The sequence below is a fragment of the Vibrio sp. DNB22_10_4 genome, from assembly GCF_052879755.1.
Genome location: NZ_JBNNXW010000011.1, coordinates 1 through 26,630, shown reverse-complemented (window position 1 = coordinate 26,630; position 26,630 = coordinate 1). Strand labels below are relative to the sequence as shown.

Here is a 26,630-nt window from a genome sequence, read left to right as displayed (position 1 = left end):
GAGATGTGAGCAGGTTGACATCATGAGCAATTAATCGCCTTGTGGCTTGATCTATAGGGTTGGTAGAAATAGAGTATTTCGTGTATATAGGAACAAATTTTAAGGTTATGAGGTTGATTTGTCTCAGTTAACAACAGCTATCGCTCAACTTGTCAGCAAACTTGAAACTGCCCCACAAGGTTGTAAACGACTGGAGCAAGACATCGAGGGACGTCCCAAGTCTCACTGCATCGACTGGCTGGAAGCGCAACCTCATTATCCGAAGTTTTATTGGCAATCCCGCGACACTCGCGAAGAGGTAGTGGCGCTAGGTCAATTACACACATTCTCTGAAGCCGCTCCCGCTTACACTATCTTGGCAGAAAACCAGCGTGTATGGGGTGGGCGTTCCTTCGATGGCCATACAGACAAAAATCGCCGCTGCATGTCAGCCTTTTTCTTCTTGCCGCAAGTTGAACTGATACGCTTCGATCAAAACTGGCGTATTGCCGTTAATATCAGTATGAGCGTCGAGAAAGCAATAGCAGCGCTCAAGCAGTTGGTAATAGATGTTGCCGAGTTGCCACCGCTTGCCACATCCATTTCGAGCCTAACTCATACTCCTAGTGAGCAGCAGTGGCACCGACTCGTTGGTGACGTGCTAACAGGCATTGAAAATAATCAGTTCAAGAAGGTTGTACTCGCGCGCAAAACCACGGTTGATGTCAAACAGCCTATTTCACCAGCACAATTGCTCAAAGCCAGTTATCGAGAAAATCATCATAGCTTCCATTTTATGATGGTGCTTTCCAAAGAGTTGGCATTTGTTGGCTCGACACCAGAGCGGCTCTATCGCCGAGTGGGTCAGCAGCTTGAGACGGAAGCCTTAGCGGGCACGATCGGTCGCGGTGATAATGCAGCGGATGATATGAAGCTGGCTAACTGGCTGACGCAAGATGTGAAAAACATCAACGAAAACCAATACGTGGTTGATGACATTTTGCAAAGCTTAGCACCTCATTCCGACGAGGTTCATTTAGAACAAGAGCTTCGTTTAGTACGTCTTCGAAAGGTGCAGCATTTAAAGCGCAATATTGTCGCTCAGTTAAACAAAGGCATAAATGCGGTACAGCTACTGCAAGCACTTCAGCCGACAGCGGCGGTCGCCGGTTTGCCTCGCAACGAAGCGATGGCGTTTATTGAACAAAGAGAGCCGTTTGCTCGGGGCTGGTACGCAGGCTCTGTGGGTTATTTAAGCCATGAGCGCGCTGAGTTTTGCGTTGCCATTCGCAGCGCTTTACTAATGAAAGATGAGGTTCAATTGTTTGCCGGTGCGGGCATTGTTCCTGGTTCAGTTGCCGAACACGAATGGCAAGAGTTAGACAAGAAAATGTCGACATTGCTCAGCCTTATCTCTGATAACCCGTCTCTTGGAGTGGCTTCATGAGCCACCATCAAGCCGCGCTCAATCGTGTTTGGACACAAACATTACTGGAAGAGTGTTATCGCCAAGGCGTAAGACATGTTTGTATCGCTCCAGGCTCACGTTCAACGCCGCTTACTTTAGAGGCGGTTGAACATTCAGGGCTCACTCTACACACTCATTTTGATGAGCGCGGCCTCGGTTTCTTTGCGTTGGGGCTGGCTAAACGTACGCAAAGCCCAGTGGCCGTTATCGTCACTTCTGGTACCGCTGTTGCGAACTTATTGCCGGCAGTGGCAGAGTCCAAGCTCACCAAAGAACCACTGATATTACTTACGTCCGATAGACCTGTAGAGCTTGTCGGCTGCGGTGCTAACCAAGCTATCGAGCAAACAGGCATATTCTCTTCGCATGTGAGTCACGCGCTTGATTTGCCTTCGCCATCGACACAAGTGCCTTTGCCATGGCTTCTCACCTCCATCGATTATGCTTTTGCTGAGCAAAGACTGCGTGGCGGTAGCATTCATATTAACTGCCCATTCCCTGAGCCTCTTTATGGCGGGGAAGATAAAACAGTATTTGCTGACTACCTAGCCAGCGTTAGTGCATGGCAAGCAAGCAGTGATTGCTTCTCTGGTTACACCGAAAACAGGCTGCATAATATCGCCCAAGACGCTGAGTCACTCGACCTTGCTTCGCGTAAAGGCGTTATCGTTGTTGGCAGCGTTCGCCTTGCTGAGGCAAAACAGGCGCTAGCGCTTGCTAATCAGCTTGGTTGGCCGGTGCTTTGCGATCCTCAATCGGGTGTGAGCGAGCGTTGGCAGCGCTATGATATTTGGCTGCAAAATAAAGCGGCCAATGCTGAGCTGGCGCAGGCTGATTTTATCTTGCAAGTCGGGTCAAGACTGGTGTCAAAGCGATTATTGAGCTGGATTGATCATCAAGCCGAAGCAGGGTGCGAGTACGTACTACTTACCCCTGTGCTTGATCGGCTAAATCCAAGTCACCTCAGACAAAAGCAGCTTTGTGTCAACGTTAAGGATTGGCTCAGTGCGGCATTAAAGGTGCTTCCACAAGCTCAACATTCAGGCTGGGCAGAGTCGCTCATTGACGCTTCAGAAGCGGTGAGGTCGAAATTCCTTAGCACGCCACATTTAACTGAATTTGATGTGGCGAGAAGTGTTGAGGCGCTGCCAGACAGTGTGGATTTGTTTATCGGTAACAGTTTGATTGTACGCTTGGTTGATATGCTGACGTCTCTGCCTGCGATTGAAACCTACAGTAATCGCGGAGCTTCCGGCATCGATGGTCTGGTGGCAACGGCAGCTGGAGTGCAAAAGGGGAGTGAACGCTCGTTAGTGTTGTACATCGGTGATACTTCACTACTTTACGATTTGAATTCGTTAGCTCTGTTCTCACGCTCTAATAAACCATGTGTGATTGTCGTGACCAACAATGATGGCGGCGCTATTTTTGACATGCTTCCCGCGCCATCAGAGCAGAAGTCACAGTATTATCAAATGCCTCATGGTTACCAATTTCATCATGCAGCGGCGCAATTTGGTCTGCGCTATCATGCGCCACAAGACAAATCTGAATTAGAGTCTGCTGTGGCTCACCATCTCTCTCAGGGTGAAGGTACTTTGTTATTAGAAGTGACCACTCAACCTAACGAAGTTGGAGAGATGATTCGCCAGCTTGGGAGAAGTGTGGCTAATGATGTTAGTTATGCCCAATGACATCCGTTATGCCTACACCTGAACGGTTAGCGTATCGCTATACACCCGCCCACTCATCGCCCGAAGCGCCTTTGGTGGTGTTTGTTCATGGTTTTTTAGGGGCAGGTGATGACTGGGATGCGGTCAATCAAGTGTTACCTGAGTATCATCGGCTGACGATCGACCTTCCTGGTCACGGAAAAAGTTGCCCAGTTCAAGGCGTAAGTTTTGATCAAGTTTGCAGAATGATTACTGCGACAATACTAGACTGTATTCAAGCACATAAATTGAGTGCAACAATGCCGGTTTGTTTGGTTGGTTACTCACTTGGTGCACGCCTTTTGATGTATTTGATGACCAAGCACCGCGCGATACACGAAACAATTAATGAACTAAATGTTAATGGCTTAGTGATTGAAGGAGGCAATTTTGGCTTGCCTGACGATGAACAAAAAAACGCGCGTTGGCGTAGCGATAGCCTATGGGCTCAGCGCTTCAAGCAGGAAGAGATTGGCGCGGTTTTGGCCGATTGGTATCAGCAAGCGGTGTTTTCCTCACTAAATCATGAGCAAAGACAACTTTTGATTGCTAAGCGCAGTGTTAACCTTGGGAGTGCATTGAGCGACATGTTGCTGGCCACGTCATTGGCGAAGCAGCCTGACTTACTCCCGAGCGTGAAAGCATTGTCGTTCTCAGAACATCGCAAACCACTCTATATCTGTGGTGAGTTCGATAACAAATTTACTCAGCTTGCCATTGGCAGTGGGCTTGATTACGAACCTATTGCCAGTGCAGGCCACAACGTACACAAAGAGCAGCCACGGGCTTTTGTCTTGCGGCTGCGCACTTATCTAGAACAAATGAGCTTAGGCTCAGTAAAATAATTGGAATAGATCATGGCTAAAACCGTTGGATTAACAGAAGAAGAGCTATACGCACCCGTTGATTGGGCTGATGTAACAGGTGACTTTGAAGAGATCACCTATCACAAGTCAAAAGATGGCATTGCAAAAATCACCATAGCTCGCCCGCAAGTACACAATGCGTTCACGCCACGTACCGTCAATGAAATGATCAAAGCGTTAGCGGATGCACGCTACGATGAAGGTGTCGGCGTTATTATCCTAACTGGCCTTGGTGAGAAGGCGTTCTGCTCTGGTGGTGACCAAAGCGTTCGTGGTGACTACGGCGGCTACCAAGATGATTCAGGCACTCACCACTTGAATGTATTGGATTTCCAGCGTCAGATCCGTACTTGTCCAAAACCTGTCATTGCATCGGTAGCGGGTTGGGCCGTTGGTGGTGGTCATGTACTGCACATGATGTGTGATCTAACGATTGCTGCAGACAATGCGCAATTTGGTCAAACTGGACCAAAAGTTGGCTCGTTTGATGGCGGTTGGGGCGCGTCATACATGGCGCGTATCGTTGGCCAGAAGAAAGCGCGTGAGATTTGGTTCCTATGTCGTTTCTACGACGCACAAGAAGCCGTGGACATGGGGCTGGTTAACACCGTTGTGCCAATTGCTGATCTTGAGAAGGAAACCGTACGCTGGTGTCGTGAAGTACTTCAGCACAGCCCAATGGCGCTTCGCTGTCTGAAAGCGGCATTGAATGCTGACTGTGATGGACAAGCTGGTCTTCAGGAGCTTGCGGGTAACGCAACCATGATGTTCTACATGACAGAAGAAGGTCAGGAAGGTCGCAACGCGTTTAACGAAAAACGTCGCCCTGACTTTGACAAGTTCCCAAGAAACCCATAACACAACTGTAATGGCTGCCTTTTGGCAGCCTATTTACGTTTGGTAGCGGTTGGTTGAGAGAGCGCTCAATATAGTGCATGAATACCATTTTTTGGGGAACTCTTAGCCCATGCCGCGGCCTAACCCGGTGTATTGTTCATAGTCACCGTTCTTCTCAAGGTGGCTGTGATGACTTCTTATGAAGTGGGAACGACCATGAGACAAGCAAAACTCTATCGCTACTGTCTGCCTATGGACAGCGGTGTTATTCTTCGCGAGCAAAAGCTCACTGCAAGGGAAGGGTGGGTTGTAGAACTCAGTGACAACGGCCGCGTTGCATTGGGTGAAATCGCCCCGTTACCTGGATTCAGTCAAGAGTCGCTAGAAGCGGCTGGCGTTCAAGCTCAAGCCCAACTCGAATTATGGGTACACAATCAACCTACCGATATCGAAAGCTGTTACCCATCGGTGGCGTTTGGTCTCTCGGCAGCATTGCTAGAGCTCGGCGGTAAGCTACCTGCGGAAGGTAACTATCGAGCAGCGCCACTGTGCAGTGGTGACCCAGATGAGCTGATCCCTAAGCTCAATAACATGCAAGGCAAGAAAGTCGCCAAGATTAAGGTTGGCCTTTACGAAGCTATCCGTGATGGGATGATTGTTAGTCTGTTGCTAGAATCCATACCAGACCTCACATTAAGGCTCGATGCGAACCGCTCTTGGACGCTAGAAAAAGCCAAACAGTTCGCCAAATATGTCGCTCCATCGCTAAGGCAGCGTATTGCCTTTATTGAGGAGCCTTGCCAGCAGCCCGGCGACAGTGTGTCGTTCGCGATTGATACTGGCATTGCTATCGCTTGGGATGAGACCTTGCAAGCCGCGGTTCACCAGAGTGATTTTGCGGTCAAACACCTTACAGGCGTGAAAGCACTGATCATAAAACCGACCTTAGTTGGTAGTATCGACAAGTGCATGGCGCTGGTCGAAGAAGCAAAAGCGCACGCCATTCAAGTGGTGATAAGTTCTAGCCTTGAGTCGAGTGTCGGACTTGGGCAGCTTGCACGATTGGCAAATTGGCTCAATCCAGAAGAAACACCAGGGCTGGATACGATGCAGCTATTTGGCGCTCAGCTTGAAACGCCATGGCCTGGATGTTTGCTGCCAGTACAAACGCTGGCAGAGCAAACCGTGTATTGGCAGTCACATGGCGATAATGAGGCTTAATGACGTCCGTTAATCCACCGCTCCCTCTTTGGGAGCATTGGGCGCAGCTCACTCCGGACAAGATTGCGATTAAAAACCAAGCTCACGCTATGACGTGGCATGAGCTTTGTGAGCAAATTCAATCACTCGGCCAGTGCTTAGTTGAACAAGATTTAGCACCTGGTGATGTCGTATGTCTTGTTGGCAGAGCTGAGCAGAGCTTGGTACTTCGATATCTTGCCTGCCTCGCTCACGGCGTTATTCCTGCCTTGCTCAATGACCAACCCAAGTCTCAGCTTATCGCTAAATTTGATACCTTGTATCGCACTGATAAGCCGGCGAATGTCTGGGGTAACTGTCAATGGGATGAGTTAACGGCTCAGCGTGATGAGCATGAGCTTTATCGCATCGAAAGATCCGATGATGACAGCTCTAAAGCGAACTCACAGCTAACAAATGCCATTGAGATGACCGAACCCGTTGTCTCGATTGTTTTTACCTCTGGCTCTACGGGGCTACCTAAAGCCGTCGCTCACAGTGCATCTAATCATCTCGCATCGGCAGCGGGCTTATTGCAGCGCTTTCGCTTTACCGCTGATGACTCTTGGCTGCTTAGTCTACCTATGTTTCATGTCTCCGGGCTTGCCATAGTTTGGCGCTGGCTAACTGTGGGGGCAACGCTCAACATTGCTTCTGGAAACTTCGCCGCAGATATTGCGAATGTCACTCATGCATCGCTCGTTGCCACTCAGCTCAAGCGAATCATCGATAATCAATGGCCAACCTCGCTAGAACGCGTGTTACTTGGTGGCAGTCAGATTGCGCAGACATTAGTGGAAAGCGCAGAGGCTCGTGGGATTGAGTCTTGGATGGGCTATGGCATGACAGAAACCGCATCAACGGTAACAGCAAAGCGTGTCGACGCGATTGCTTCTTCAGGTACATTGTTGCCACACCGAGCATTAAAAGTGGAGAACGAGCGTATCTATGTTGCAGGTGACACTCTCGCTCGTGGCTATTTTGTGCAAGGAAAGATTAGCCCGCTTGCGCTGGAGTCTGGCTGGTTTGATACCAAAGATCTTGGCTGCTGGAATACACAACAAGAGCTGTGCGTCATCGGCCGCGCTGACAACCTGTTTATTTCCGGTGGTGAAAATGTTCACTGTGAAGAGGTCGAAGCAGCGCTGAATAGTTTGAGCTTTATCAGTCAAGCAATAGTAGTGCCTGTTGAGGATGAAGAGTTTGGTGCGCGGTGTGTGGCTTTGGTGCAGGCAAAGAGTCAACCAGAGCTTAGCAAAATGCGTGATTTACTCACCCCTCTGCTGGCTAAATTCAAACACCCAATTGGCTACTTCTTAATGCCAAATCAACTGACCTCGTCAGGAATCAAAGTCGCTCGTCGAGACGTCAAGCAGTGGCTCGCTGCTTCTCAGTCGGATTTTATTGTTATTTCATAGTCCAAATCGGCATTGTTCATTCCAAGCAAGGCTCACCATAATATCCACTATTGAATTGGCTAAGCGAGACGGAAGGGAATGAACAAGCTATTAATGATTGCGATAGGATTGCAGATAGGTCTTGCATTAACCTCTGAGGGATTGTCGCAAGCGCTTGCAGAGTTAACTGCTTTTTTGCTCACAGCGATCCTTTACTTAAACCACAAGAAATCAAAGTCTGCTTCAAACAAGAATGCTCTATCACCTTCCACTGATATCAATAACATCAGTACCTAATTCACTGCCTGCTTAAGCGAACAAAAGCCAGCTAAGAGACGTTATCGAAATTAGTAGCCACATCGTGATCCCAAATAACATAGGCTTACTGCCCGCTTGTTTGAGCCTTTCGATGGATATGCTGGTTCCAATCAAAAATAGACACACAACCAACAACTTTTTCGATACATCGAAAATGCCGTTATACGCCGATTCAAATTGAGGTAAGTAGTCACTAACCAAAATGGCGCCGCAGTAAAAGAAGATAAAGTAAGGGATCGTTAGCTTGCTGTTTTTGTTGCGAAACAGCATCGCACTCACTAGCGCAACAGGAATTATCCATAACGCTCTGGCAAGTTTCAATGTCGTTGCTGTGGTAAGTGCTTGCTCACCATACGCAGATGCCGCGCCCACAACCGATGAGGTATCGTGGATGGCGATAGCAGCCCATGTACCAAAGGTATGCTGATCGATTGATAACGCATGGCCAATAACCGGAAAGACAAACAGCGCAAGCGAGTTCAATACAAATACGGTCGCGAGCGCAATGGCAATACTTTCGTCATCGGCATCAATAGCAGGGGCAACCGCGGCAATGGCGCTGCCACCGCAAATCGCAGTACCTGATGAGATCAAATAGCCAGTGTGCTTATCCAATCCCATTTGCCTTGCTAGAACCCAGCCAATTACAAGCGTGCCAATGATGGTGGCGATAATAAGGCCGATCCCGTCGCTGGTTGCTTGCAGAGCTTGGTCAAGGTGGATACCAAAACCCAAACCAACAATCGAGTAAGCAAGTAACTTTTTGGTGTATTTGGCGATAGGAATATCGTGCGGCACTAAGCTAAAAGTGGTGAGAAGAAAGCCAAAAATCAGCGCCATTGGTGAGCTTACCCAAGGGGTCAAGCAAGCAATAATCCCGAGGAAGAACAGAGGGTAAGAGCGTAATTGGGATATCATCAAAATCCTTACAAACAGCAAAAGCGCTAGCTAATAGCAGTTGAAATGCCAATCAATAGTTAGCGAAGTGTAGCGAGAGTTTAAGGTAAGTAAAACTAAATAAAATTTAACGGGCGTTCAGTAAAACTAAACGCCCGTTAAATAGGTTAATAGTATTGCTCCGGCTAGCGGTAGTCACCACGCAGTTCAGACACTTTCTCGAACATGGTTTGGCTTGATGCTTCTTCGGGAAGTACGGGCGTGCCCGCTTCTAGCTCCAGTTTCGCTCTAAATCGAGTTGGTAGTCCTTTACATGCACGTCCTTTGTGACGACTGAAGTAGCTTCCCCACAAACCCTTAAGCGCCATCGGGATGACAGGAACTGGCGAGCGCTTTAGCACAATATCAATACCGCGCATAAACTCATTCATTTCACCATCGGCAGTCAAACGGCCTTCAGGGAAGATACAAACAATTTCGCCAGCCGCGAGTGCTTGCTCAATCTCCACAAAGGCGCGGCGAATCGTGCCTTTGCGTTTGGCTGAAATTGGGATCACGCCTGCACGTTTTAGGAAGCGACGCACTGGTTTGAAGTTTGCGTAGTCCTCTTCCATAACAAAGCGGATTAAGCGCGGACTTGCCGCACTCATGACCAACGCATCCATGTAACTCACATGATTACAGACAATCAGCGCGCCGCCTTTCTCTGGAAGGTGATGCAGGTTTTTGTGGCTGATGCGATACATGATGTTCGTAAGAATCCAAATCAGAAAACGCACTACGAAGACTGGTGCTTGCAAAAACAGGTAAGTAGCCATCAAAAAGTTAAGTGCTGAAAGCAGGATAAACAGCTCAACAATAGAAAGTCCCAGCACTGAAAGGCCAACAATACCCAGTACTGCACTACCAACCATAAATAAAGAGTTGTAGATATTGAGAGCGGCAATGACACGGGCGCGCTCTGTCGGTTTCGCCTGCTGCTGCATTAACGCATACAAAGGAACGATAAACAGACCACCGGAGGCACCAAGAGCAAGCAGATAGCCGAACACGGGCCACAGTGCTGTGTGCGAAACAAACTCGCTAAACGATGCAAACTGCGGAAGCTCTTCGGGAACGGCAAACGCCATCAATGCACCAAAGATAGTGATACCAATGCTACCAATTGGCACAATGCCGACATCAATACGGTTTTTCGACATTTTGTCACAGAGCATAGAGCCAAGGGCAATACCGACAGAGAATAACGCCAATAAGAAAGAGACTGCGGCCTCATTGCCCATCAAATGGATCTTAGTGAAGTTCGGGAATTGCGTTAAGTAAGCCGCGCCCAAAAACCAAAACCAGCTAATCGCCATGATGCATTGGAACACGACTCGATCTTGGTGAGCGATCTTGAGCGTTTCTTTGGTTTGCTTAACTGGTTGCCAGCGGAATTTAAGATCTGGATCCGCCGCGGGTGCATTGGGGATTGAACGACTCGATATATAGCCAGCCACTGCGAACACAATCACACTGGCTGCCGCCACATATTTAGCGCTCTCAGAGGAGGCAATAATGCCCGCACCCAAAGTACCCAATAGAATCGCGAGAAAAGTCCCTGTTTCTACCAACGCGTTGCCAGATAGGAGTTCGTTTGGTTTGAGTTGCTGTGGCAGTAGCGCGTATTTTACCGGGCCAAAAAAAGCAGACTGGGTACCCATCAAAAATAGCAACAGTAGCAGAATGCCGTAGCTTTCGGTGACAAAACCAATGGCGCCAAGGCACATGATACCAATCTCCGCTAGTTTAACTTTGCGGATGAACCACGACTTCTCGTATTTGTCAGCCAGGACTCCTGCGGAAGCAGAGAACAAGAAGAAAGGCAGAATAAACAAGCCTGCAGCAAGGTTGATGAACAAGTTGCTCGAAATAGGTAGTACTTGTGGGCCAGCGAACGCAACAAAAAGGAGTAGAACGTTTTTAAAAATGTTGTCGTTGAATGCGCCGAAAAACTGAGTAACAAAGTAGGGCATAAAGCGTCTTTCGGTAAGTAAAGACGCAGTTTTGGTGTTAGGCATTACCTTTCCTTTTAATTACCAGCTTTTGAGGTAATTTGAGATGAGATCTTTGATGAGCACACTGCCATCAATAGGTTCTGAGGTGAAAAACTTGTCATCGACACTGAGTAGCGTGATACCGTGCACGCCAGCCCAAAGTACACGACTAGCCTTCATGACGTCAGTCGGTAAACGTTCTGGGCGAAGCTCAGACAATAAATGCTCCAACATGCCAGTCATACCGTCGATGCGCTGCGACTGCCACTCTGGAAGTTGGTCACCATTCATGTTGTGCTCAAATATTAATTGCCAACGATACGGGTACTTCTTTGCAAAATCATGATAGCAAATAGCCAGCGCATACAAGGCTTGCTCAGCGTTGTCCGTTTTTTCGATGACTAGTCTCGATTCTTGGGACAACTCGTCTACGGTGCGAGCAACGGCATGAAGTAACAGTAAATTGTAACTGCCGAAAATATTCACCAAGGTGCTAGGAACATACCCTATAAGCGTGGCTATCTTGCGAAGACTCAGCGAGTGATAGGAGTTCTCGTTGAGGTAATCCCTGACAGTAGTCAGCGTCAGGTCGATAAGTTCTTCCCGGGTATGATCGTTTCTGCGGGCCATTGTGATGGATTCTTAATTGAACACGGTTCGTTATTTTAGTGTTGGGACAGGTTAGCGTCAACAAATGAAGCCAGTGATTGCAAGGTTGCAACGCACTTTTGAGATAGTTGTCGGTATAACAGTGGGTTCTTGAAACAATGTCATTGTTGGTGTGTATACCGTAACAAACGTGCAATATTCTGAAACAAGTCCGAGCATCTAAAGCGTTTCTTTAATGCTAAGCTCAGTATATGATGCGTAGTAAGTCGTAATAGGACTTACGATGTAATGTGACAATAACGAAAGGTTGAGAATGAAACGTTTATTTTCTTTCGTCGCACTGCTAGTACTGGCAGTGGCGGTGAATCCGGTAGCCGAAGCAAAGAAATTCGGTGGCGGTAAATCATTTGGTAAGAGCTTTAAAACGGCTCCGGCTCCAAAGCAGCAACAACAAAATACCAATAACATCAGTCGCCAAGATCAGAATAAAGCTGGAAGCAGCAAGAAAGGTCTGATGGGCGGTATTTTAGGTGGTTTGCTTGCTGGTGGCCTTTTAGCTGCCTTCTTTGGTGGTGCTTTCGAAGGCATCAACTTCATGGATATCTTGATTTTTGGTTTGATTGCTTTTGTGATCTTCAAACTGATGCGCGGTATGCTGGGGGCAAAGCAGGGTAGTATGAATCAGCAGAGGCAGCAGCCGGCGTTTGGCGGTCACTCTCGTCAACAGTTCGAGCAGCCTTCAAACTTCCAGAACTTTGAACAGCCAGCATCAACGGCTTCAACAGGTGGCTTTGGTGCAGCTGGACACAGCGAAGTGCCTCATAACTACCCACCGGGCTTTGATCAAGCAGCATTCCTAAATGGTGCTCGCGAGCACTACCGTATTCTTCAAGGTGCGTGGAATCATAACGAACTACACACGATCGAAGAGTATGTATCAGCAAGCTTGCTGCAAGATCTTATCAGCGAACGCGCTAAGCTTGAAGGCGAGCAGCACACTGACGTGATGTATGTTGACGCTGAGGTTGTTCGTGCCGATTACGACGCCAACAAAGCACAGTTGAGTCTTCAATTCTCTGGTCGTTACCGCGATGCAATTGAAAACATCGAAGAAGACATTGAAGATATCTGGCACCTTGAGCGTGATTTGACCCAGCCAAATGCGCCATGGCTAATCGTTGGTATCCAAGGTTAATCACCGCCAACCGATTAAAAACAGTGAATAAAAAACTGCAGAGTAAAATCTGCAGTTTTTTTACATTTGAATCGCCGCAATCTGGCGTTTTTCCTCTATAATCCTGCCTTTGCTATCAATCCCATTATTCCCAATCATGCGAACCTTATTTGCTCAAACTACATTGTTGCTGACATGCAGTGCAGTTACCTCTCTTTCGTTAGCTGACGATCATATTGTGCCCCTTGTTGAGCACACCCCAAATCCAACCACGGAAAAGCTGGATCGCTTTTTAGGCGTGTTTGGTGCGGAGTCGGAATACGATGCAGATAAAGGTCTCAATTCAAGTTATATTCCTGCGGTGTTTTACAAGCCAGAGCAAGGCTTGGGGCTTGGACTCTTGTATGTGGGGTTATATGGTGACCCGAGTGATGGTGCTGGTCAGCCTTCTTCTATGGTGATCAACCCGTATGCGTCATCGAATGGCTCTATGGGTATTACGTTCAGTAATAAGCACTTTTACAATGGCGGTGATAACCGAGTTTACACTGATATTAAAGTGTTTGATGACGCAGCGGTTTATTATGGTCAGGGCTACGAAAACGGGCAGCAAGACGGCAATAAGGTTGACTTCAAAGAGCAAGTGATCGATGTGAAGCCAACGTGGCTGACTCGAGTTTCTGGTGACTACTTCTTGGGCTTGGGTGCCAATGTGAAATCGGTGCGCCCTCACGATAAGACGTTTGAAAATCAAAACCTTGATACCATTGCTAATGAGCTCACCGATAACACCAGCTATGGTGTGTTTGTCTCTAACGTGTTTGATACCCGAGATAACGTAACCAACGCGACGAAAGGTACCTTATTGCAAGCCGATTTGGGTTTGTATCACGATGCCACTAACTCAGAGAACTTTGGTAAGTATTCGCTTAAGGCTTCTCAATATCACTCATTGGCGCCGGTGCCGGGATTATTTGCATGGCAAGTGCAAGCTAACTTAACCTCAGGCAACGTCCCTTGGAATCAACTGCCAGATCTTGGCGGTGCTGATGCGATGCGAGGCTATATCCTTGGTCGCTATCGTGATAACCAAATGATGATGGGACAGGTAGAATACCGTTTACCAGTGTACTGGCGAGTCGGTGTCGTTTTCTGGGGCGCGGCGGGTACGGTATCAGAAAATGTATCCGGGCTGTGGGATAAAACGTTAGCGAGTGCTGGTACTGGCTTTCGATTCAAAATCAAACACAAGGTCAATGTGCGCGCGGATATCGGTTACGGTGAGCATGGTGGCACCTTCTACTTCCACGTCAATGAAGTGTTTTAGTTGGCGCTCATCAAACCTCAAATACTAAAAAGCCTCCATTCGGAGGCTTTTTTCATTCAGCTAGAACAAAATTACTCTTGCTCTTGACCCGATTGAATCGCAGTAAGTGCAACTGTGTAAACGATGTCGTCTACTAGCGCGCCACGAGATAGGTCGTTAACTGGCTTGCGCATACCTTGCAGCATTGGACCGATAGACACTAGGTCTGCCGAGCGCTGTACCGCTTTGTATGTTGTGTTACCCGTGTTTAGATCTGGGAATACAAATACTGTCGCTTTACCAGCTACTGGAGAGTTAGGTGCTTTAGAAGCTGCTACGTTCTCCATGATTGCCGCATCGTACTGTAGAGGACCGTCGATGATGAGATCAGGACGTTTCTCTTGAGCCAGTTTCGTTGCTTCACGTACTTTATCTACGTCAGCACCTTTACCAGACTCACCAGTCGAGTAAGAGATCATTGCAACGCGAGGTTCGATACCGAATGCTGCAGCAGAATCTGCAGATTGGATAGCGATTTCAGCAAGTTGCTCAGCTGTTGGATCTGGGTTGATCGCACAGTCACCGTATACCAATACTTGATCAGGCAGAAGCATGAAGAAGATTGACGATACGATAGACGTACCAGGAGCCGTCTTGATGATTTGGAACGGAGGAACGATAGTGTTCGCTGTTGTGTGAACAGCGCCAGATACTAGGCCGTCAACTTCGTTCGCTTCAAGCATCATAGTGCCTAGGTATACAGAATCTTGTAGCTTCTCACGAGCCACAACTTCAGTCATACCTTTCGCGCCACGTAGTTCAACCAAGCGAGCAACGTAGTCTTCACGTACAGCATCAGAATCGATGATAGTTACGCCAGCACCTAGCTCAACGCCTTGCTGTGCTGCAACACGTTTGATCTCTTCTGGGTTACCAAGAAGTACACATTCCGCGATACCGCGCTCAGCACAGATAGCCGCAGCTTTAACTGTACGTGGCTCGTCACCTTCAGGAAGAACAATACGCTTGCCAGCACGGCGAGCAAGTTCAGTTAGCTGGTAACGGAATGCTGGTGGACTTAGCTTACGAGTACCAACAGTACCCTCTAGTAGAGAGTCGATCCAAGGGCCGTCAATATGACCAGCAACGTGCTCGTTTACGAACTCGATACGCTCTTTATCATCTGCAGGAACTTCTAAGCTGAAGCTCTGTAGGTTCAGAGAAGTCTGCCAAGTGTTACCTTGTGCTTTAAAGATTGGAAGACCAGTCTCAAGCGCAGGCTTGATAAGGTCAGCAATCTCAGCAGGAACGTCGTAGCCGCCTGTTAGTAGGATAGCGCCGATTTCCACACCGTTCATTGCTGCTAGCGCCGCTGCAACGATTACGTCTGGTCGGTCAGCAGAAGTCACAAGTAGAGAGCCTGGTTTGAAGTGCTCAATCATGTTTGGCAGTGAACGTGCACAGAACGTAATGCTCTTGACACGACGTTTTGCGATGTCACCTTCGTTGATGATTTCAGCGTTTAGGTGCTCAGCCATGTCGACTGCACGTGTTGCGATCAAGTCGATCTTCCAAGGCACACAACCTAGAACACGAATTGGGCTAGTGTTGAAGATTTGCATCACTTCAAGGTTAGCTTGCTGCGCTGTGTCTGCATCGTCGAAGATTTCAGAAAGATCTGGACGTGTACGACCTGCTTCATCAACCGGTGCATTTAGCTTGTTGATGATAACACCAGAGATCTTCTTGTTCTTGGTGCCGCCATAGTTAGAACATGCAACTTCGATACGCTCTTTAAGCTGGCTCGGGTTGTCTGTACCTGGAGTCGCAACGAATACGATTTCAGCGCCAAGTGTCTTCGCGATTTCTTCGTTGATTGCGTTTGCAAACGGGTGCTTACGAGTTGGTACAAGACCTTCGATAAGTGTTACGTCCGCATCTTTGTTGATTTGGTTGTAGCGCTCAACGATTGTTTCTAGAAGCACGTCTAGCTTCTCGTTACCAATCAGGGCTTCTGCTTCTGACATAGGAAGTGGTTGACCCACTTTCATGTCGCTGCTGTTACCTACGATAGAAGAAGTTAGATCTGGCTGATCGCCACCGTGGCGAGGTTGAGCAACAGGTTTGTAGAACGATACGTTTACACCCTTACGCTCCATTGCACGCAGGACACCCATGCTAACACTGGTAAGACCGACACCAGCGCTAGTAGGTACAAGCATAATAGTACGGGACATTCTTTGAGTACCTCAAACTATATATATGGGGGAAGAAACTCAGTGATTCGATGAGTTGCAAACAAGCGCAAGCAAGTGTTTCACTGAGCCCTATAAGAAAACTGGCTAACCTAGGTTAGCCAGTTTGAACATTAAAGACCTGCTAGGCGTGCAGTGTCTTCAGCGATGACTAGCTCTTCGTTAGTAGAGATAACCATTGCCGGGATACGGCTGCTTGCTGCAGTGATAGTACCTTCGCCGCCGAAACGAGCTTTAAGGTTAGCTTCACCGTCAACTTCGATGCCGAATACGCCTAGACGGTTTAGAACCATTTCACGGATTGGTGCAGAGTTTTCACCGATACCACCAGTGAACACGATAGCATCTAGACGACCGTCAAGAGACGCAGTGTAGCCAGCTACGTATTTCGCTAGGCGGTGGCAGAACACATCCATTGCACGTGTTGCTTCTTCTTTCTCACCGTAGTTGTCTTCAACGAAACGGCAGTCAGAAGTCACTTCAGTTAGACCTAGAAGGCCAGACTCTTTAGTTAGCATGTTGTTGATTTGCTCAACAGAGTAACCTAGTGCGTCGTGCAGGTGGAAGATGATCGCAGGATCGATGTCACCACAACGAGTACCCATTACAAGACCTTCAAGAGGAGTTAGACCCATTGAAGTATCTACAGATTCACCGTTTTTGATAGCACAAACAGAAGCACCGTTGCCTAGGTGGCAGTTGATGATGTTCAGTTCGTTAGCTGGCTTACCAAGTAGCTCAGCTGCTTCACGTGCGATGAATAGGTGAGAAGTACCGTGCATGCCGTAGCGACGGATGCCGTGCTCTTTGTACAGGTTGTACGGTAGAGCGTATAGGTAAGACTCTTGAGGCATAGTTTGGTGGAACGCAGTGTCAAATACCGCTACGTTCTTAAGCTCTGGGAAGTTGTGCTTCGCCGCTTCGATGCCGATGATGTGAGCAGGGTTGTGAAGAGGTGCAAATGTTGCAGAGTCTTCGATACCTTTAAGTACATCGTCTGTGATTAGCGCAGAAGATGTGAATTGCTCGCCACCGTGAACGATACGGTGACCGATAGCGCCTAGGTTTGCTTTTAGCTCAGGCTTAGAAGCAAGGATAGTCTCTACCATGAACGCTAATGCTTCTTCGTGAGCAGCGCCGTTACCTAGTTGAGCTTCGTGTTTACCATCAAGTTTCCACTTGATACGAGCTTCTGGAAGGTGAAGACATTCTGCAAGACCTGTTAGGTGCTCATCACCGTTTTCTGCATCAACGATGGCGAACTTAAGAGAAGAACTGCCGCAGTTTAAAACTAAAACCAGCTTAGACATTAGAGGTTACCTGTATTTTATCTGATCGGGGATCAAGGATGTAAACGTATCTCAAGACTGAGAGGCAGCAAAAAATGCCTATCACTCTTGGTCATAAAATCATCAATTGCCGTATAATAATATGCGATTTTTCCAAGAAAACCACATTAGCGTCCTTGCGACGGTCATCTCGACGGTTGCCTATTTTGTAAATAAAGACAACAATGAGATTGAGGATTCGCAAAGAATAACGATAATGGCAGAAGATAACAAAATAAATTTGAAAGAATCTTAACTTCCGTCAATATTTTGCTGATTTAGTTGAATAGTTCAACTTTTTTTTAGTGAGGTTAGCTATGAGCGAGAGAGCAAGTCTGACTCAGAGTTTAAAAAATGGTCAAAAGTACATGGAACTTTGGCCGATGCGTAAGGAGCTAACGCCCCTGTTTCCAGAGCAGCGCATCATTAAAGCGACGCGATTTGGCATTAAAGTGATGCCTGCGGTTGCAGCCATTAGTGTGTTAACGCAAATGGCCTTTAACAACGCTCATGCGTTGCCACAGTCGATTGTGATTGCGTTGTTTGCGATTAGTATGCCTTTACAGGGGATGTGGTGGTTGGGAAATCGCTACAACACGCAGTTGCCTCCAGCTTTGGCGTCTTGGTACCGTGAGCTGCACCAAAAGATTATTGAATCGGGCGGTGCGATGGAACCAGTAAAAGCGAAACCTAAATACAAAGAGCTTGCCATTACGTTGAACCGTGCTTTTAGGCAGCTTGACAGAAGCGACTTCGATCGCTGGTTTTAGTAACAATTGATTAGTATGTAAACACAAGCCCCGCTCGCAAACGAGTGGGGCTTGTTCGTTTTAGCAACGATGGCCGTGTAGTTGTAACACCTTTGTATAGAGTGTTAGCTTAATGTTGTCACTACTATCGCGGTCATTTAGCCGTTATTGGACTGCCGTTATTGGAACTGGCGACTAATCCTATAAATCGCGCCACTATCAGTGCTAAACCATACGTGACCGGCCGAATCGGTGGTGATATCTCGTACTCTCTCTCCAAGCTCTTCGTAGTAGCGTCTTTCTTCTAATACTTGACCTGCTTCGTTGATATCTAGGATGTTGATGTGCGTGAGTTTCAGTGCTCCGATTAGCAAGATGCCATTGAGCCTTGGAAACTCCTCGCCCTCATACAAATGCAGCGACCCTGGTGCAATGGAAGGAATGTAAACTTTGCTTGGTGGTTCAATGCCTTCTTTTTCTTGCGCCTCTCCAGCATTGATGGGCCCCCAATACTCTTTACCGTGTGAAGTAATTGGCCAGCCATAGTTAAGACCCGCTTTAACTAAGTTGAGCTCATCACCGCCTCTTGGGCCGTGCTCTATCGTCCACAATTGAGCCCGTTTGCTATCAAACACCAACCCTTGTGGATTGCGGTGGCCGTAAGAGTATATCTCTGATGCAAAATCTGGGTTGTCGACAAATGGATTGTCTTTTGGAATTGATCCATCTTGATTGAGGCGAACGATGCTACCGGCGTGGTTATCGGTCTGCTGAGCATTGTCCCTGTCACCTGCATCACCTATGGTCATATAGACCAAACCTTCGTCATCAAAAGCGATTCGGCTGCCAAAGTGGCGACCAGAGGTGACCGGCACATTACTGGTGAATAGATCTTGCCAGTTTGTGAGTTTGTTGCCATCGAGAGTCGCTTTCGCAAGAGTGGGGGCTCCCCCTTTATCGACAGGTTTCGCGTAAGTGAAATAATAAACGTTGGCTTCGGATGGGCTTGGGTGAATGTCCATCAGGCCACCTTGGCCAGAGGCATAAATCGCAGGTAGCCCACTTATCGATGTTTGCTTGCCACTTTTTGTATCGACAAGCAGCATTTGACCTTCTCTTAACGTCACCAATAGTTCTGAGTCACCTACAGTCAGAATTGACCAAGGAACCCCATTCACTGTGGTCACTTTTTCTAACTGACTGCCTTCAAACTCTCGGGCTATCGAGGGCATTGCCAATAGAAAAATCAGAGGTAAAAGAAGTAATGGACGCATGCTAAAAGTTCCCTCGCGACTGGGTGTGAACAACTCGTTGACGATTACGCTATCTGTATGAATATAGACATCTTTCACAGAATTGCACTCACAAAGCTTCACTTTTGTCAAAAATGGATTACGCTGATTTTTGAGTAAATATTAGTCGCATGTATCGCTGTATGTACGCATTTGTTTAAATGTTGGTTGCGAAAGCACATGGATAGCACGTTTATCTAATGTGAATGTTAATAATACCTTTCAATTTGGTTGCCTTGCTGGTAGAAGTAGCAAGGCGTCAAAAAATAATTCACGAAGTGTAAATTAAATAATACACACTCATTCCCCATTAGTGAGTAGAGTGCCTCTGCTCATTCTGGGTTGCTTAATCAAGGAGTTAAGATGAAAGCAAGCAAGATCATTGTCACTGCAGCATTAACAGGTGTGGCGTTGCTGTCTTCAGCCAGCATCATGGCAAAAACAGCAAAAGTCGCGGTATCGCAAATTGTTGAACACCCTGCGCTCGATGCGACACGCCAAGGTTTGGTCGACGGTCTTAAAGAAAAAGGCTACGAGCAAGGTAAAAACCTCGAGTTTGATTATAAAACTGCACAAGGTAACCCAGCGATTGCAGTGCAAATTGCTCGCCAATACGTGGGTGAGCGCCCAGACGTGTTAGTGGGTATCGCGACACCAACAGCTCAAGCATTGGTTTCTGCGACACGTGATATTCCAGTAGTGTTTACCGCCGTTACTGATCCTGTGGGTGCGAAACTGGTGAAAAAGCTTGAACAGCCAGGTAAGAACGTGACAGGTCTATCGGATCTATCACCCGTCGATCAGCACGTTGAGCTTATCCAAGAGATCATGCCAAATGTGAAGAGCATTGGTGTGGTTTACAACCCAGGCGAAGCGAACGCAGTGAGCTTAATGAAGCTATTGAAAGAGAGCACAGACAAACGTGGTATTGAGCTAGTGGAAGCTACAGCGCTTAAAAGTGCCGATGTCCAAACCGCGACTCAAGCTATTTCAGCGAAATCAGACATCATCTACGCGCTTATCGATAACACGGTAGCGAGTGCTATCGAAGGCATGATTGTATCGGCTAACCAAGCGAAGACGCCGGTTTTTGGTGCGGCAACGTCGTATGTTGAGCGTGGCGCTGTGGCGAGTCTTGGTTTTGATTACTACCAAATCGGCGTGCAGACAGCAGACTACGTAGCGCAAATTCTTGAAGGTACGGATCCAGGCAAAATCGATGTCAAAGTGGCAAAAGGTTCGGATTTGGTGATCAACGCAACGGCTGCGAAAAAATTGGGTCTTTCTATCCCTCAAACGGTGATGGATCGCGCAACAAGCGTTAAGTAAGTCTTGCATTGAGATGAAGCTGGATCTTCGGATCCAGCTTTTTTGTTAAGTCTTCTTTTTTAAACAGCAGTTGTTAAACAGCAGTGGAGTAGTTATGTCTGCTTTTGCATTTTTTGGAGCCCTTGAAATTGGTCTTATTTACGGACTGGTTGCACTGGGTGTCTATCTTACTTTTCGCGTTCTCGACTTTCCTGATCTGAGTGTTGATGGCAGCTTTCCTATGGGGGCAGCTGTGGCAGCTACCGCGATTGTTGCCGGTATTAACCCTTGGGTAGCAACAGGGATGGCGATTATTGCCGGAGCTGCAACGGGCTGGGTGACCGCCTTTCTTGCAGTGCGCTGCGGTATCCTTCACTTGCTTGCGTCTATCCTCACGATGATTGCGGCATTCTCGATCAATATTCGTATCATGGGTCGACCAAACATGGCCTTGCTTGGCGAAGACACCATTTTGACTCCGTTCGAAATGATGGGTGATGCCATATATGTTCGCCCGCTGGTGGTTGGCGTGTTAGTGCTGATTTCAGCTTGGTTTGTGGTACGACTGCTGAACAGCGACTTTGGTTTGGGTCTTCGTGCCACAGGCGTAAATGCACGCATGGTTAAGGCTCAAGGGGCAAGTACCTCATTTTACACCTATTTCTGCTTAGCACTATCAAACGGCTTTGTCGGCTTTGCTGGTGCACTTTTCGCACAAACCAACAGTTTCGCTGATGTCACATCCGGCGTGGGTACGATTGTTGTCGGTCTGGCTGCGGTCATTTTAGGTCAAACGCTTATTCCTGGTCGTAAGATTTGGGTTGCTGTAACTGCAGTCATTGTTGGCTCTGTTCTGTATCGTTTGGCCGTCGCCTTTGCCTTGAGTTCGGGCATGTTTGGCCTGCAAGCATCCGACCTAAACTTGGTCACCGCCGTGCTAGTGGCAGCTGCGCTGATTGCGCCAAAGATAAAAGGAAACCTCAAAGCAAAAAAGGTCGTAAAGCCTGCTAAGAGTAAAGCGGTCTCTCAACCAGGCAAAACGGGGAATGCAGCATGATTCGACTAGAAGATATTCAAGTTACCTTTAATCCAGGGACGGTGTTGGAAAATCGTGCACTGAAAGGGGTGAACCTAGAGGTGCCAGAGCATCAGTTTTTGACGGTCATTGGCTCTAACGGTGCTGGTAAATCAACCTTGCTAGGTGCGGTTACGGGTGAAACGCCGATGGTCGGTGGGCGTGTTCTCATTGATGATATGGATGTGACTCGCCAAACCGTCGATCAACGTGCTAATCAATGTGCACGCGTGTTTCAAGATCCTTTAGCCGGTACTTGTGGTGATCTCTCTATCGAAGAGAACATGGCACTGGCCTACATGCGTGGTAAAAAGCGTGGCTGGAGCATGTCGCTGTCGAGTAAACGTCGCAAGCTGTTCCAAGAGCGCATCAGCATTCTAGGACTTGGACTTGAAGACAGGCTCGGGGACAACATTGGATTGCTATCTGGTGGTCAGCGTCAGGCGGTAAGCCTAGTTATGGCAACATTGTCAGACAGTAAGTTGCTGCTATTGGATGAACACACTGCGGCACTAGATCCACGCATGGCGGCGTTCGTTATTGATCTCACCAAAAAGGTTATTCAAGAGTTTAACCTCACGGTAATGATGGTGACGCACTCAATGAAAGATGCACTCGCTTGTGGCGATCGAACCGTGATGCTGCACCAAGGCGAAATTGTCCTCGATGTAGAAGGCGATCAGCGTGCCAATATGCAAGTGCCAGACTTATTGGAAATGTTCTCCAAAGTACGTGGTGAAGAGCTAGCTGACGACAGTTTGTTGCTCAGCTAATCATCATTGTTTAAAGGTCTCAGCCTCCCGAGCTAAGCCTACAATCTGTGATCCCTCTTCAATTTGAAGGGGGATTTTTTCTTCAGCCGATTCTTCTACAATTATCCTACCTCGTTCCCTATAACAGAAGAATCATAATGAATCAGCCATTTTTATATCATCCGCAAACCCAAGATGGGTTAGTGCGAGAAGGTGATAAACTCACTATTCGTCTATTTGCTGAGCAAGATAAATTTGAGTCAATAAAGCTTCGTCATGAGCCGGACAATGAAGAATATCTAGTCGAGCTTAGTAAAGTTGGTACCAAAGGTCAGCTAGACATCTGGCAAGCAGCATTGCCTCTGAGTGCCGATAAAGATGTGACTTACTATGTGTTTAAGGCACTGACTGCGACGGGCCAATATTGGCTCGATGCGCGCGGCACTCACAGCCGTATGCCGGGGCGAGAGTATCATTTCAAATATAACCGCGCAGATCAGCCACCAAGTTGGGTTGCAGAGCAGGTGTTCTACCAGATCTTCCCAGATCGCTTCTGTAATGGCGACCCGAGTATTGGCGTTGAGACTGGCGAGTACCAATACCCAAATCGCAATCGTGAGTCAGTGAAGAAACAGTGGGGAGAGCCAGTAGGCAATCATGGCAGTTCGGGCGCGGTTGAGTTTTATGGTGGCGACCTAGCTGGTATCGAATCTAAGTTGGACTATCTGCAAGATCTCGGGATAACCACCTTGTACCTCAATCCGATTTTCACCTCATACAGTAACCATAAGTACGACACGGTGGACTACTATTCGATCGATCCTAAGTTTGGTACTAATCAACAATTTGCCGAACTTGCAGACAACTTGCATCAAAGAGGAATGAAAGTGGTGCTTGATGCAGTTCTCAATCACACCTCGGTCGCTCACCCATGGTTTGACGTGTTAGAGGCGAGTAACGGTGCTTACACTTCTGCAGACAGTCCCTACCGCGACTACTACTTCTTTAATGGTGACTCTAAACAGTATGTGGGTTGGAAAGGAATCGATACGCTACCGGTTTTAAACTTCCACAATGAAGAAGTCCGCGATCATATCTATCGAAGCGAAGACTCTGTGATCAAACATTGGTTGAAACCACCATACAACATAGACGGCTGGCGTTTTGATGTGATTCATATGCTGGGTGAGGGTGAGGGCGCAGCAAACAACGCCCATTATGTGAGGGCGTTTCGTGAATCGATGAAGTCGGTGAATCCTGAGTCCTACATGCTGGGTGAGCATTTCTTTGAAGCAACTCAGTGGCTACAGGGCGATCAAGAAGATGGCGCCATGAACTACTATGGTTTTGCCCATCCACTGCGCGCGCTTCTCGCTGGCAAAGATATTGCGTTTGATCCTATCAGCATCGACTGTCACGAGTTTTTAAGCTGGCTTCAAGAGGCAAGTGCTAAAGTGCCATGGAGCAACCAGCTATCTCAGTTAAACCAACTCGATAGTCATGATACGGAACGTTTTATTACTACCTTGGCTGGCAATGACAATCGTCTTGCCATCGCCTTACAGCTTCTGATGACCTACGTAGGCACTCCGTGCTTATACTACGGTGTGGAAGTCGGGCTTGAGGGGACGCATGATCCCGATAATCGTCGCTGCTTCCCATGGGAGCGAGTGGAGACAAGTTCGTGGCTACCGTATTGCAAGCAATTGATTTCGCTTCGTAAAGCATCAAAAGCACTGCAGCGAGGTAGTTTTGTCCCGCTTTATGTTGATGAGTTTAGCTTGGTGTTCGCCCGTCAACTGGACGATGAAGTGGTGATTAGTGGCTTTAATCTAGGGACAGACGCTGTGCAGTTTTCGCTGCCGGTTTGGAAGCTAGGGCTTGAGAGTGCCCGTTTTGAATGTGCATCGACGGGCAGCAAATCTGAATCAATTGATGGTGTGTTAGACGTCACTATCGCAGCAGAGGGCTCTCTGCTGCTGACACACTAACTAGGTTGACTGCGGCAAGGTGATTACTGCGATAAGGTCGCAAGCATCTTGTCGCGGTATTGCTGGATGTGCTCGACAATCGGTGCCGCTTTGTTAAAGGTGCGGATCTCACGAAATAGCTCAGCGGCTTCTGGGTATTGCTGACGAAGATACGAGAACCACTGCTTAACGCGGTTTGGATAGTAAAGCCCTTTATCGCCTTTGATTTCATAGGTTGAATAGACCAAAAGCAGCTCAACCACTTCATGCCAAGGCATCACTGTATGGTTGTGTTTGACCACGTTACCGAGGTTCGGCACATTGAACGCGCCGCGGCAGACCATCAAAGAATCGACGCCTGTAGTTTCAATGCATCGCTGTCCATCGGCGTAGTTCCAAATCTCACCATTCGCGATAAGAGGCAAGTTGGTTTTGCTGCGAATCGCGTTGATGTATTCCCATTTGATCTCGCTAGCTTTATATCCGCCAGTTTTGGTGCGTGCATGTACGGTAAGTTCATTGGCGCCTGCTTGTTCAATCGCATCAACAATCTCAAAGCAGTCATCTGGATTTTCCCAGCCTAAGCGAATCTTAGCAGTAACGGGAATAGAGGGGTCTACCGCATCTCGGCATGCTTTAACTACGCTATGGATAAGCTCTGGGTGCTGCAGTAACGCCGCGCCGCCTTTGCTCTTGTTGACCAGTTTTGCAGGGCAGCCAAAGTTGAGATCAATCCCTTTCGCGCCAAGTGACGCTGCTTTAACGGCGTTTTCCGCCATCCACCGGGGATCTTGGCCGAGAAGCTGAATATGAACAGGTGTACCGGATTTGGTCATGGAACCTTGAGCCAGTTCAGGACACAGGCGATAGAACACGTGATCAGGCAAAGCTTGGTCAACAACGCGAACAAATTCAGTCACACAAAGATCGTAGTCGTTGATCTCGGTAAGAATTTCTCGCATTAAATGATCTAACACACCCTCCATCGGGCCCAAAACAACACGCATACCAGTTCTCATCATATTCAGGGAGCGGGGATTCTACCCGTTATAGAACAAAGAATCGACCATTGTGTTTCTAGGGCGAGGTAAATATACTTGCCGAAAATTTTGATTGGTGTAGTGAACAAATGAAATTCATCGAGCTTCCTGTCGACTGGACAGGCGAATCTAGCGCGTTTATTGAAGGCGCAATCCTAGCCGCTAACTTTGCTGCTGAGCCGCTAAAACCAGAGGCTTGGTTATCTTCAGTCATCGGCGATTTTACATCAGAGCATGAGACTTGGGTCGTTGAACACCTGCATGCTCAATATGCGCTTCTAAAAACCAATCAATACGCATTGCTGGCTTTGCTTGATGACAACCAAGAGCAAGCGGCAGACTTTGCAGAAGGTTTCATGACGGTTTGGCCGGTTGTTGAGACGCAATGGCAAGGTAAAACGCTATCTGATGGCACAGAGCGCATGCTTCAAGCTCTGTTGACGACTTTGATGTTAGCAATGGACGAAGAGCAAACGCATGCTCAAATGCGTGAAGCGGGCTTTGAGCAACTGCCAACCTATGCAGACTTGGCGCCGCAACTGGATGCGATGGTGAATGAAGTCGCAATGGCGGCGGATGAGATGATGGTTGGGCATCAGTCTCAAACGGTGAACCCGTTTAAAGGGGTGGGGCGCAATGATCCTTGTCCTTGTGGTAGTGGCAACAAGTTTAAGAAGTGTTGCGGTAAGTAATTAAGCGATGCGTAGCGAGCCAGTAGTTCCTCCCTTTAATAAGGGGAGGCTAGGAGGGGTAAATGCGCAGGACTTGAAGCGTTAAAAGTATCAGCTTGGGTAAAGAACTCGGTGATAAATCTGAATTATCACTTGTCGTAACTTCACCGCAGATACCCCTCTAGCTCCCCCCTATATTAGGGGGAGAACCACAGGCTCGCTCCTATCGTCGCACCGCCTTTTGATTAAGCGACGCGCAAGCGAGCCTTGGTTCGTCCCTTTTATAAGGGGAGGCTAGGAGGGGTAAATGCGTAGGATTCGAAGCGTTCAGAGGGTCAGCTTGGGTAAAGAG

Annotated in this window: 22 protein-coding genes; 15 read left to right on the top strand and 7 right to left on the bottom strand. The window is 47.8% G+C overall.

Translation table 11 applies throughout. From position 1 onward, the window contains the following. The first annotated feature begins 118 nt into the window (after positions 1 to 118). From ACVA6Q_RS19400 to ACVA6Q_RS19370, 7 genes are all read left to right on the top strand, one after another. The gene (locus tag ACVA6Q_RS19400; protein WP_446648613.1) at positions 119 to 1,426 is read left to right on the top strand and encodes an isochorismate synthase; all 1,308 of its coding nucleotides are present in this window, start codon (positions 119 to 121) and stop codon (positions 1,424 to 1,426) included. Further along, complete coding sequence (gene menD / locus ACVA6Q_RS19395; RefSeq protein ID WP_446648612.1) at positions 1,423 to 3,141, top strand: 2-succinyl-5-enolpyruvyl-6-hydroxy-3-cyclohexene-1-carboxylic-acid synthase; 1,719 nt, start codon at positions 1,423 to 1,425, stop codon at positions 3,139 to 3,141. Before ACVA6Q_RS19400 ends, menD begins: the two co-directional genes overlap by 4 nt. 8 nt (positions 3,142 to 3,149) lie before the next feature. Then, on the top strand, positions 3,150 to 4,004 hold the full coding sequence (gene menH, locus ACVA6Q_RS19390; protein WP_353498137.1) for a 2-succinyl-6-hydroxy-2,4-cyclohexadiene-1-carboxylate synthase: 855 nt from the start codon (positions 3,150 to 3,152) through the stop codon (positions 4,002 to 4,004). A 12-nt stretch (positions 4,005 to 4,016) separates the two neighbouring features. Next, the gene (gene menB, locus ACVA6Q_RS19385; protein ID WP_353498138.1) at positions 4,017 to 4,883 is read left to right on the top strand and encodes a 1,4-dihydroxy-2-naphthoyl-CoA synthase; all 867 of its coding nucleotides are present in this window, start codon (positions 4,017 to 4,019) and stop codon (positions 4,881 to 4,883) included. Between the two features lie 195 nt (positions 4,884 to 5,078). Then, entirely contained in the window at positions 5,079 to 6,083 is a 1,005-nt protein-coding gene (menC, locus tag ACVA6Q_RS19380) for an o-succinylbenzoate synthase (protein ID WP_446648670.1), read from the top strand. Then, on the top strand, positions 6,083 to 7,519 hold the full coding sequence (gene menE / locus ACVA6Q_RS19375) for an o-succinylbenzoate--CoA ligase (protein ID WP_446648611.1): 1,437 nt from the start codon (positions 6,083 to 6,085) through the stop codon (positions 7,517 to 7,519). Before menC ends, menE begins: the two co-directional genes overlap by 1 nt. 78 nt (positions 7,520 to 7,597) lie before the next feature. Further along, positions 7,598 to 7,795 carry a hypothetical protein gene (locus tag ACVA6Q_RS19370; protein ID WP_353498140.1) on the top strand — a complete coding sequence of 66 codons (198 nt, stop codon included), beginning with the start codon at positions 7,598 to 7,600 and terminating at the stop codon, positions 7,793 to 7,795. 12 nt (positions 7,796 to 7,807) lie between these two features. Here the strand turns inward: ACVA6Q_RS19370 and ACVA6Q_RS19365 are convergent, their stop codons facing one another. From ACVA6Q_RS19365 to ACVA6Q_RS19355, 3 genes are all read right to left on the bottom strand, one after another. Continuing rightward, a complete protein-coding gene (locus ACVA6Q_RS19365) occupies positions 7,808 to 8,734 on the bottom strand; it encodes a YeiH family protein (protein ID WP_446648610.1) in 927 nt (308 codons plus the stop codon). 164 nt (positions 8,735 to 8,898) lie between these two features. Then, entirely contained in the window at positions 8,899 to 10,773 is a 1,875-nt protein-coding gene (locus ACVA6Q_RS19360; protein ID WP_446648609.1) for an MFS transporter, read from the bottom strand. Positions 10,774 to 10,788: 15 nt separating this feature from the next. Continuing rightward, positions 10,789 to 11,379, bottom strand: coding sequence for a TetR/AcrR family transcriptional regulator (locus tag ACVA6Q_RS19355; protein ID WP_446648608.1), 591 nt, complete (start codon positions 11,377 to 11,379; stop codon positions 10,789 to 10,791). Between the two features lie 292 nt (positions 11,380 to 11,671). Here ACVA6Q_RS19355 and ACVA6Q_RS19350 point away from each other — a divergent pair, with 292 nt between their 5' ends. Together ACVA6Q_RS19350 and ACVA6Q_RS19345 are read left to right on the top strand one after the other, a co-directional pair. Then, positions 11,672 to 12,553, top strand: coding sequence for a Tim44 domain-containing protein (locus tag ACVA6Q_RS19350; RefSeq protein ID WP_446648607.1), 882 nt, complete (start codon positions 11,672 to 11,674; stop codon positions 12,551 to 12,553). Between the two features lie 136 nt (positions 12,554 to 12,689). Beyond that, positions 12,690 to 13,859, top strand: a complete 1,170-nt coding sequence (locus ACVA6Q_RS19345) for a BamA/TamA family outer membrane protein (RefSeq protein ID WP_446648606.1) — start codon at positions 12,690 to 12,692, stop codon at positions 13,857 to 13,859. A gap of 71 nt (positions 13,860 to 13,930) precedes the next feature. Here ACVA6Q_RS19345 and pta read toward each other — a convergent pair whose 3' ends face one another. Both pta and ACVA6Q_RS19335 read right to left on the bottom strand, forming a co-directional pair. Beyond that, positions 13,931 to 16,075 (bottom strand): phosphate acetyltransferase, encoded by a 2,145-nt coding sequence (pta, locus tag ACVA6Q_RS19340; RefSeq protein ID WP_353498145.1) that lies wholly within the window; start codon positions 16,073 to 16,075, stop codon positions 13,931 to 13,933. Positions 16,076 to 16,206: 131 nt separating this feature from the next. Next, the gene (locus ACVA6Q_RS19335; RefSeq protein WP_112462262.1) at positions 16,207 to 17,403 is read right to left on the bottom strand and encodes an acetate kinase; all 1,197 of its coding nucleotides are present in this window, start codon (positions 17,401 to 17,403) and stop codon (positions 16,207 to 16,209) included. Between the two features lie 335 nt (positions 17,404 to 17,738). Between ACVA6Q_RS19335 and yfbV the strand changes: the two genes are divergently transcribed. Next, the gene (gene yfbV, locus ACVA6Q_RS19330) at positions 17,739 to 18,191 is read left to right on the top strand and encodes a terminus macrodomain insulation protein YfbV (RefSeq protein ID WP_353498146.1); all 453 of its coding nucleotides are present in this window, start codon (positions 17,739 to 17,741) and stop codon (positions 18,189 to 18,191) included. Between the two features lie 158 nt (positions 18,192 to 18,349). Here the strand turns inward: yfbV and ACVA6Q_RS19325 are convergent, their stop codons facing one another. Next, positions 18,350 to 19,444: a PQQ-dependent sugar dehydrogenase gene (locus ACVA6Q_RS19325; RefSeq protein ID WP_446648605.1), complete on the bottom strand. Its 1,095-nt coding sequence runs from the start codon at positions 19,442 to 19,444 to the stop codon at positions 18,350 to 18,352. 381 nt (positions 19,445 to 19,825) lie between these two features. Here ACVA6Q_RS19325 and ACVA6Q_RS19320 point away from each other — a divergent pair, with 381 nt between their 5' ends. The 4 genes from ACVA6Q_RS19320 to malZ all read left to right on the top strand — a co-directional run bounded on the left by ACVA6Q_RS19320 (position 19,826) and on the right by malZ (position 24,588). Beyond that, entirely contained in the window at positions 19,826 to 20,791 is a 966-nt protein-coding gene (locus tag ACVA6Q_RS19320; RefSeq protein ID WP_446648604.1) for an ABC transporter substrate-binding protein, read from the top strand. Positions 20,792 to 20,885: 94 nt separating this feature from the next. Beyond that, the gene (locus ACVA6Q_RS19315; RefSeq protein WP_446648603.1) at positions 20,886 to 21,827 is read left to right on the top strand and encodes an ABC transporter permease; all 942 of its coding nucleotides are present in this window, start codon (positions 20,886 to 20,888) and stop codon (positions 21,825 to 21,827) included. Further along, positions 21,824 to 22,618: an ABC transporter ATP-binding protein gene (locus tag ACVA6Q_RS19310; RefSeq protein WP_446648602.1), complete on the top strand. Its 795-nt coding sequence runs from the start codon at positions 21,824 to 21,826 to the stop codon at positions 22,616 to 22,618. Before ACVA6Q_RS19315 ends, ACVA6Q_RS19310 begins: the two co-directional genes overlap by 4 nt. A 137-nt stretch (positions 22,619 to 22,755) precedes the next feature. Next, positions 22,756 to 24,588 carry a maltodextrin glucosidase gene (gene malZ, locus ACVA6Q_RS19305; RefSeq protein ID WP_446648601.1) on the top strand — a complete coding sequence of 611 codons (1,833 nt, stop codon included), beginning with the start codon at positions 22,756 to 22,758 and terminating at the stop codon, positions 24,586 to 24,588. 23 nt (positions 24,589 to 24,611) lie between these two features. On the opposite strand, the gene dusC is transcribed toward malZ, so the two are convergent. Beyond that, on the bottom strand, positions 24,612 to 25,574 hold the full coding sequence (dusC, locus tag ACVA6Q_RS19300; protein ID WP_418641651.1) for a tRNA dihydrouridine(16) synthase DusC: 963 nt from the start codon (positions 25,572 to 25,574) through the stop codon (positions 24,612 to 24,614). A gap of 122 nt (positions 25,575 to 25,696) precedes the next feature. Here dusC and ACVA6Q_RS19295 point away from each other — a divergent pair, with 122 nt between their 5' ends. Continuing rightward, a complete protein-coding gene (locus tag ACVA6Q_RS19295) occupies positions 25,697 to 26,299 on the top strand; it encodes an SEC-C metal-binding domain-containing protein (protein WP_446648600.1) in 603 nt (200 codons plus the stop codon). Positions 26,300 to 26,630: the final 331 nt, after the last annotated feature.

What these genes read in the sequence shown, in the direction of transcription:
- menD (WP_446648612.1), top strand. Translation starts at nt 1,423, where the DNA reads ATGAGCCACCATCAAGCCGCGCTCAATCGTGTTTGGACACAAACATTA.
- menH (WP_353498137.1), top strand. Translation starts at nt 3,150, where the DNA reads ATGCCTACACCTGAACGGTTAGCGTATCGCTATACACCCGCCCACTCA.
- menB (WP_353498138.1), top strand. Translation starts at nt 4,017, where the DNA reads ATGGCTAAAACCGTTGGATTAACAGAAGAAGAGCTATACGCACCCGTT.
- menC (WP_446648670.1), top strand. Translation starts at nt 5,079, where the DNA reads ATGAGACAAGCAAAACTCTATCGCTACTGTCTGCCTATGGACAGCGGT.
- menE (WP_446648611.1), top strand. Translation starts at nt 6,083, where the DNA reads ATGACGTCCGTTAATCCACCGCTCCCTCTTTGGGAGCATTGGGCGCAG.
- ACVA6Q_RS19370 (WP_353498140.1), top strand. Translation starts at nt 7,598, where the DNA reads ATGAACAAGCTATTAATGATTGCGATAGGATTGCAGATAGGTCTTGCA.
- ACVA6Q_RS19365 (WP_446648610.1), bottom strand. Translation starts at nt 8,734, where the DNA reads ATGATATCCCAATTACGCTCTTACCCTCTGTTCTTCCTCGGGATTATT.
- ACVA6Q_RS19360 (WP_446648609.1), bottom strand. Translation starts at nt 10,773, where the DNA reads ATGCCTAACACCAAAACTGCGTCTTTACTTACCGAAAGACGCTTTATG.
- ACVA6Q_RS19355 (WP_446648608.1), bottom strand. Translation starts at nt 11,379, where the DNA reads ATGGCCCGCAGAAACGATCATACCCGGGAAGAACTTATCGACCTGACG.
- ACVA6Q_RS19350 (WP_446648607.1), top strand. Translation starts at nt 11,672, where the DNA reads ATGAAACGTTTATTTTCTTTCGTCGCACTGCTAGTACTGGCAGTGGCG.
- ACVA6Q_RS19345 (WP_446648606.1), top strand. Translation starts at nt 12,690, where the DNA reads ATGCGAACCTTATTTGCTCAAACTACATTGTTGCTGACATGCAGTGCA.
- pta (WP_353498145.1), bottom strand. Translation starts at nt 16,075, where the DNA reads ATGTCCCGTACTATTATGCTTGTACCTACTAGCGCTGGTGTCGGTCTT.
- ACVA6Q_RS19335 (WP_112462262.1), bottom strand. Translation starts at nt 17,403, where the DNA reads ATGTCTAAGCTGGTTTTAGTTTTAAACTGCGGCAGTTCTTCTCTTAAG.
- yfbV (WP_353498146.1), top strand. Translation starts at nt 17,739, where the DNA reads ATGAGCGAGAGAGCAAGTCTGACTCAGAGTTTAAAAAATGGTCAAAAG.
- ACVA6Q_RS19325 (WP_446648605.1), bottom strand. Translation starts at nt 19,444, where the DNA reads ATGCGTCCATTACTTCTTTTACCTCTGATTTTTCTATTGGCAATGCCC.
- ACVA6Q_RS19320 (WP_446648604.1), top strand. Translation starts at nt 19,826, where the DNA reads ATGAAAGCAAGCAAGATCATTGTCACTGCAGCATTAACAGGTGTGGCG.
- ACVA6Q_RS19315 (WP_446648603.1), top strand. Translation starts at nt 20,886, where the DNA reads ATGTCTGCTTTTGCATTTTTTGGAGCCCTTGAAATTGGTCTTATTTAC.
- ACVA6Q_RS19310 (WP_446648602.1), top strand. Translation starts at nt 21,824, where the DNA reads ATGATTCGACTAGAAGATATTCAAGTTACCTTTAATCCAGGGACGGTG.
- malZ (WP_446648601.1), top strand. Translation starts at nt 22,756, where the DNA reads ATGAATCAGCCATTTTTATATCATCCGCAAACCCAAGATGGGTTAGTG.
- dusC (WP_418641651.1), bottom strand. Translation starts at nt 25,574, where the DNA reads ATGCGTGTTGTTTTGGGCCCGATGGAGGGTGTGTTAGATCATTTAATG.
- ACVA6Q_RS19295 (WP_446648600.1), top strand. Translation starts at nt 25,697, where the DNA reads ATGAAATTCATCGAGCTTCCTGTCGACTGGACAGGCGAATCTAGCGCG.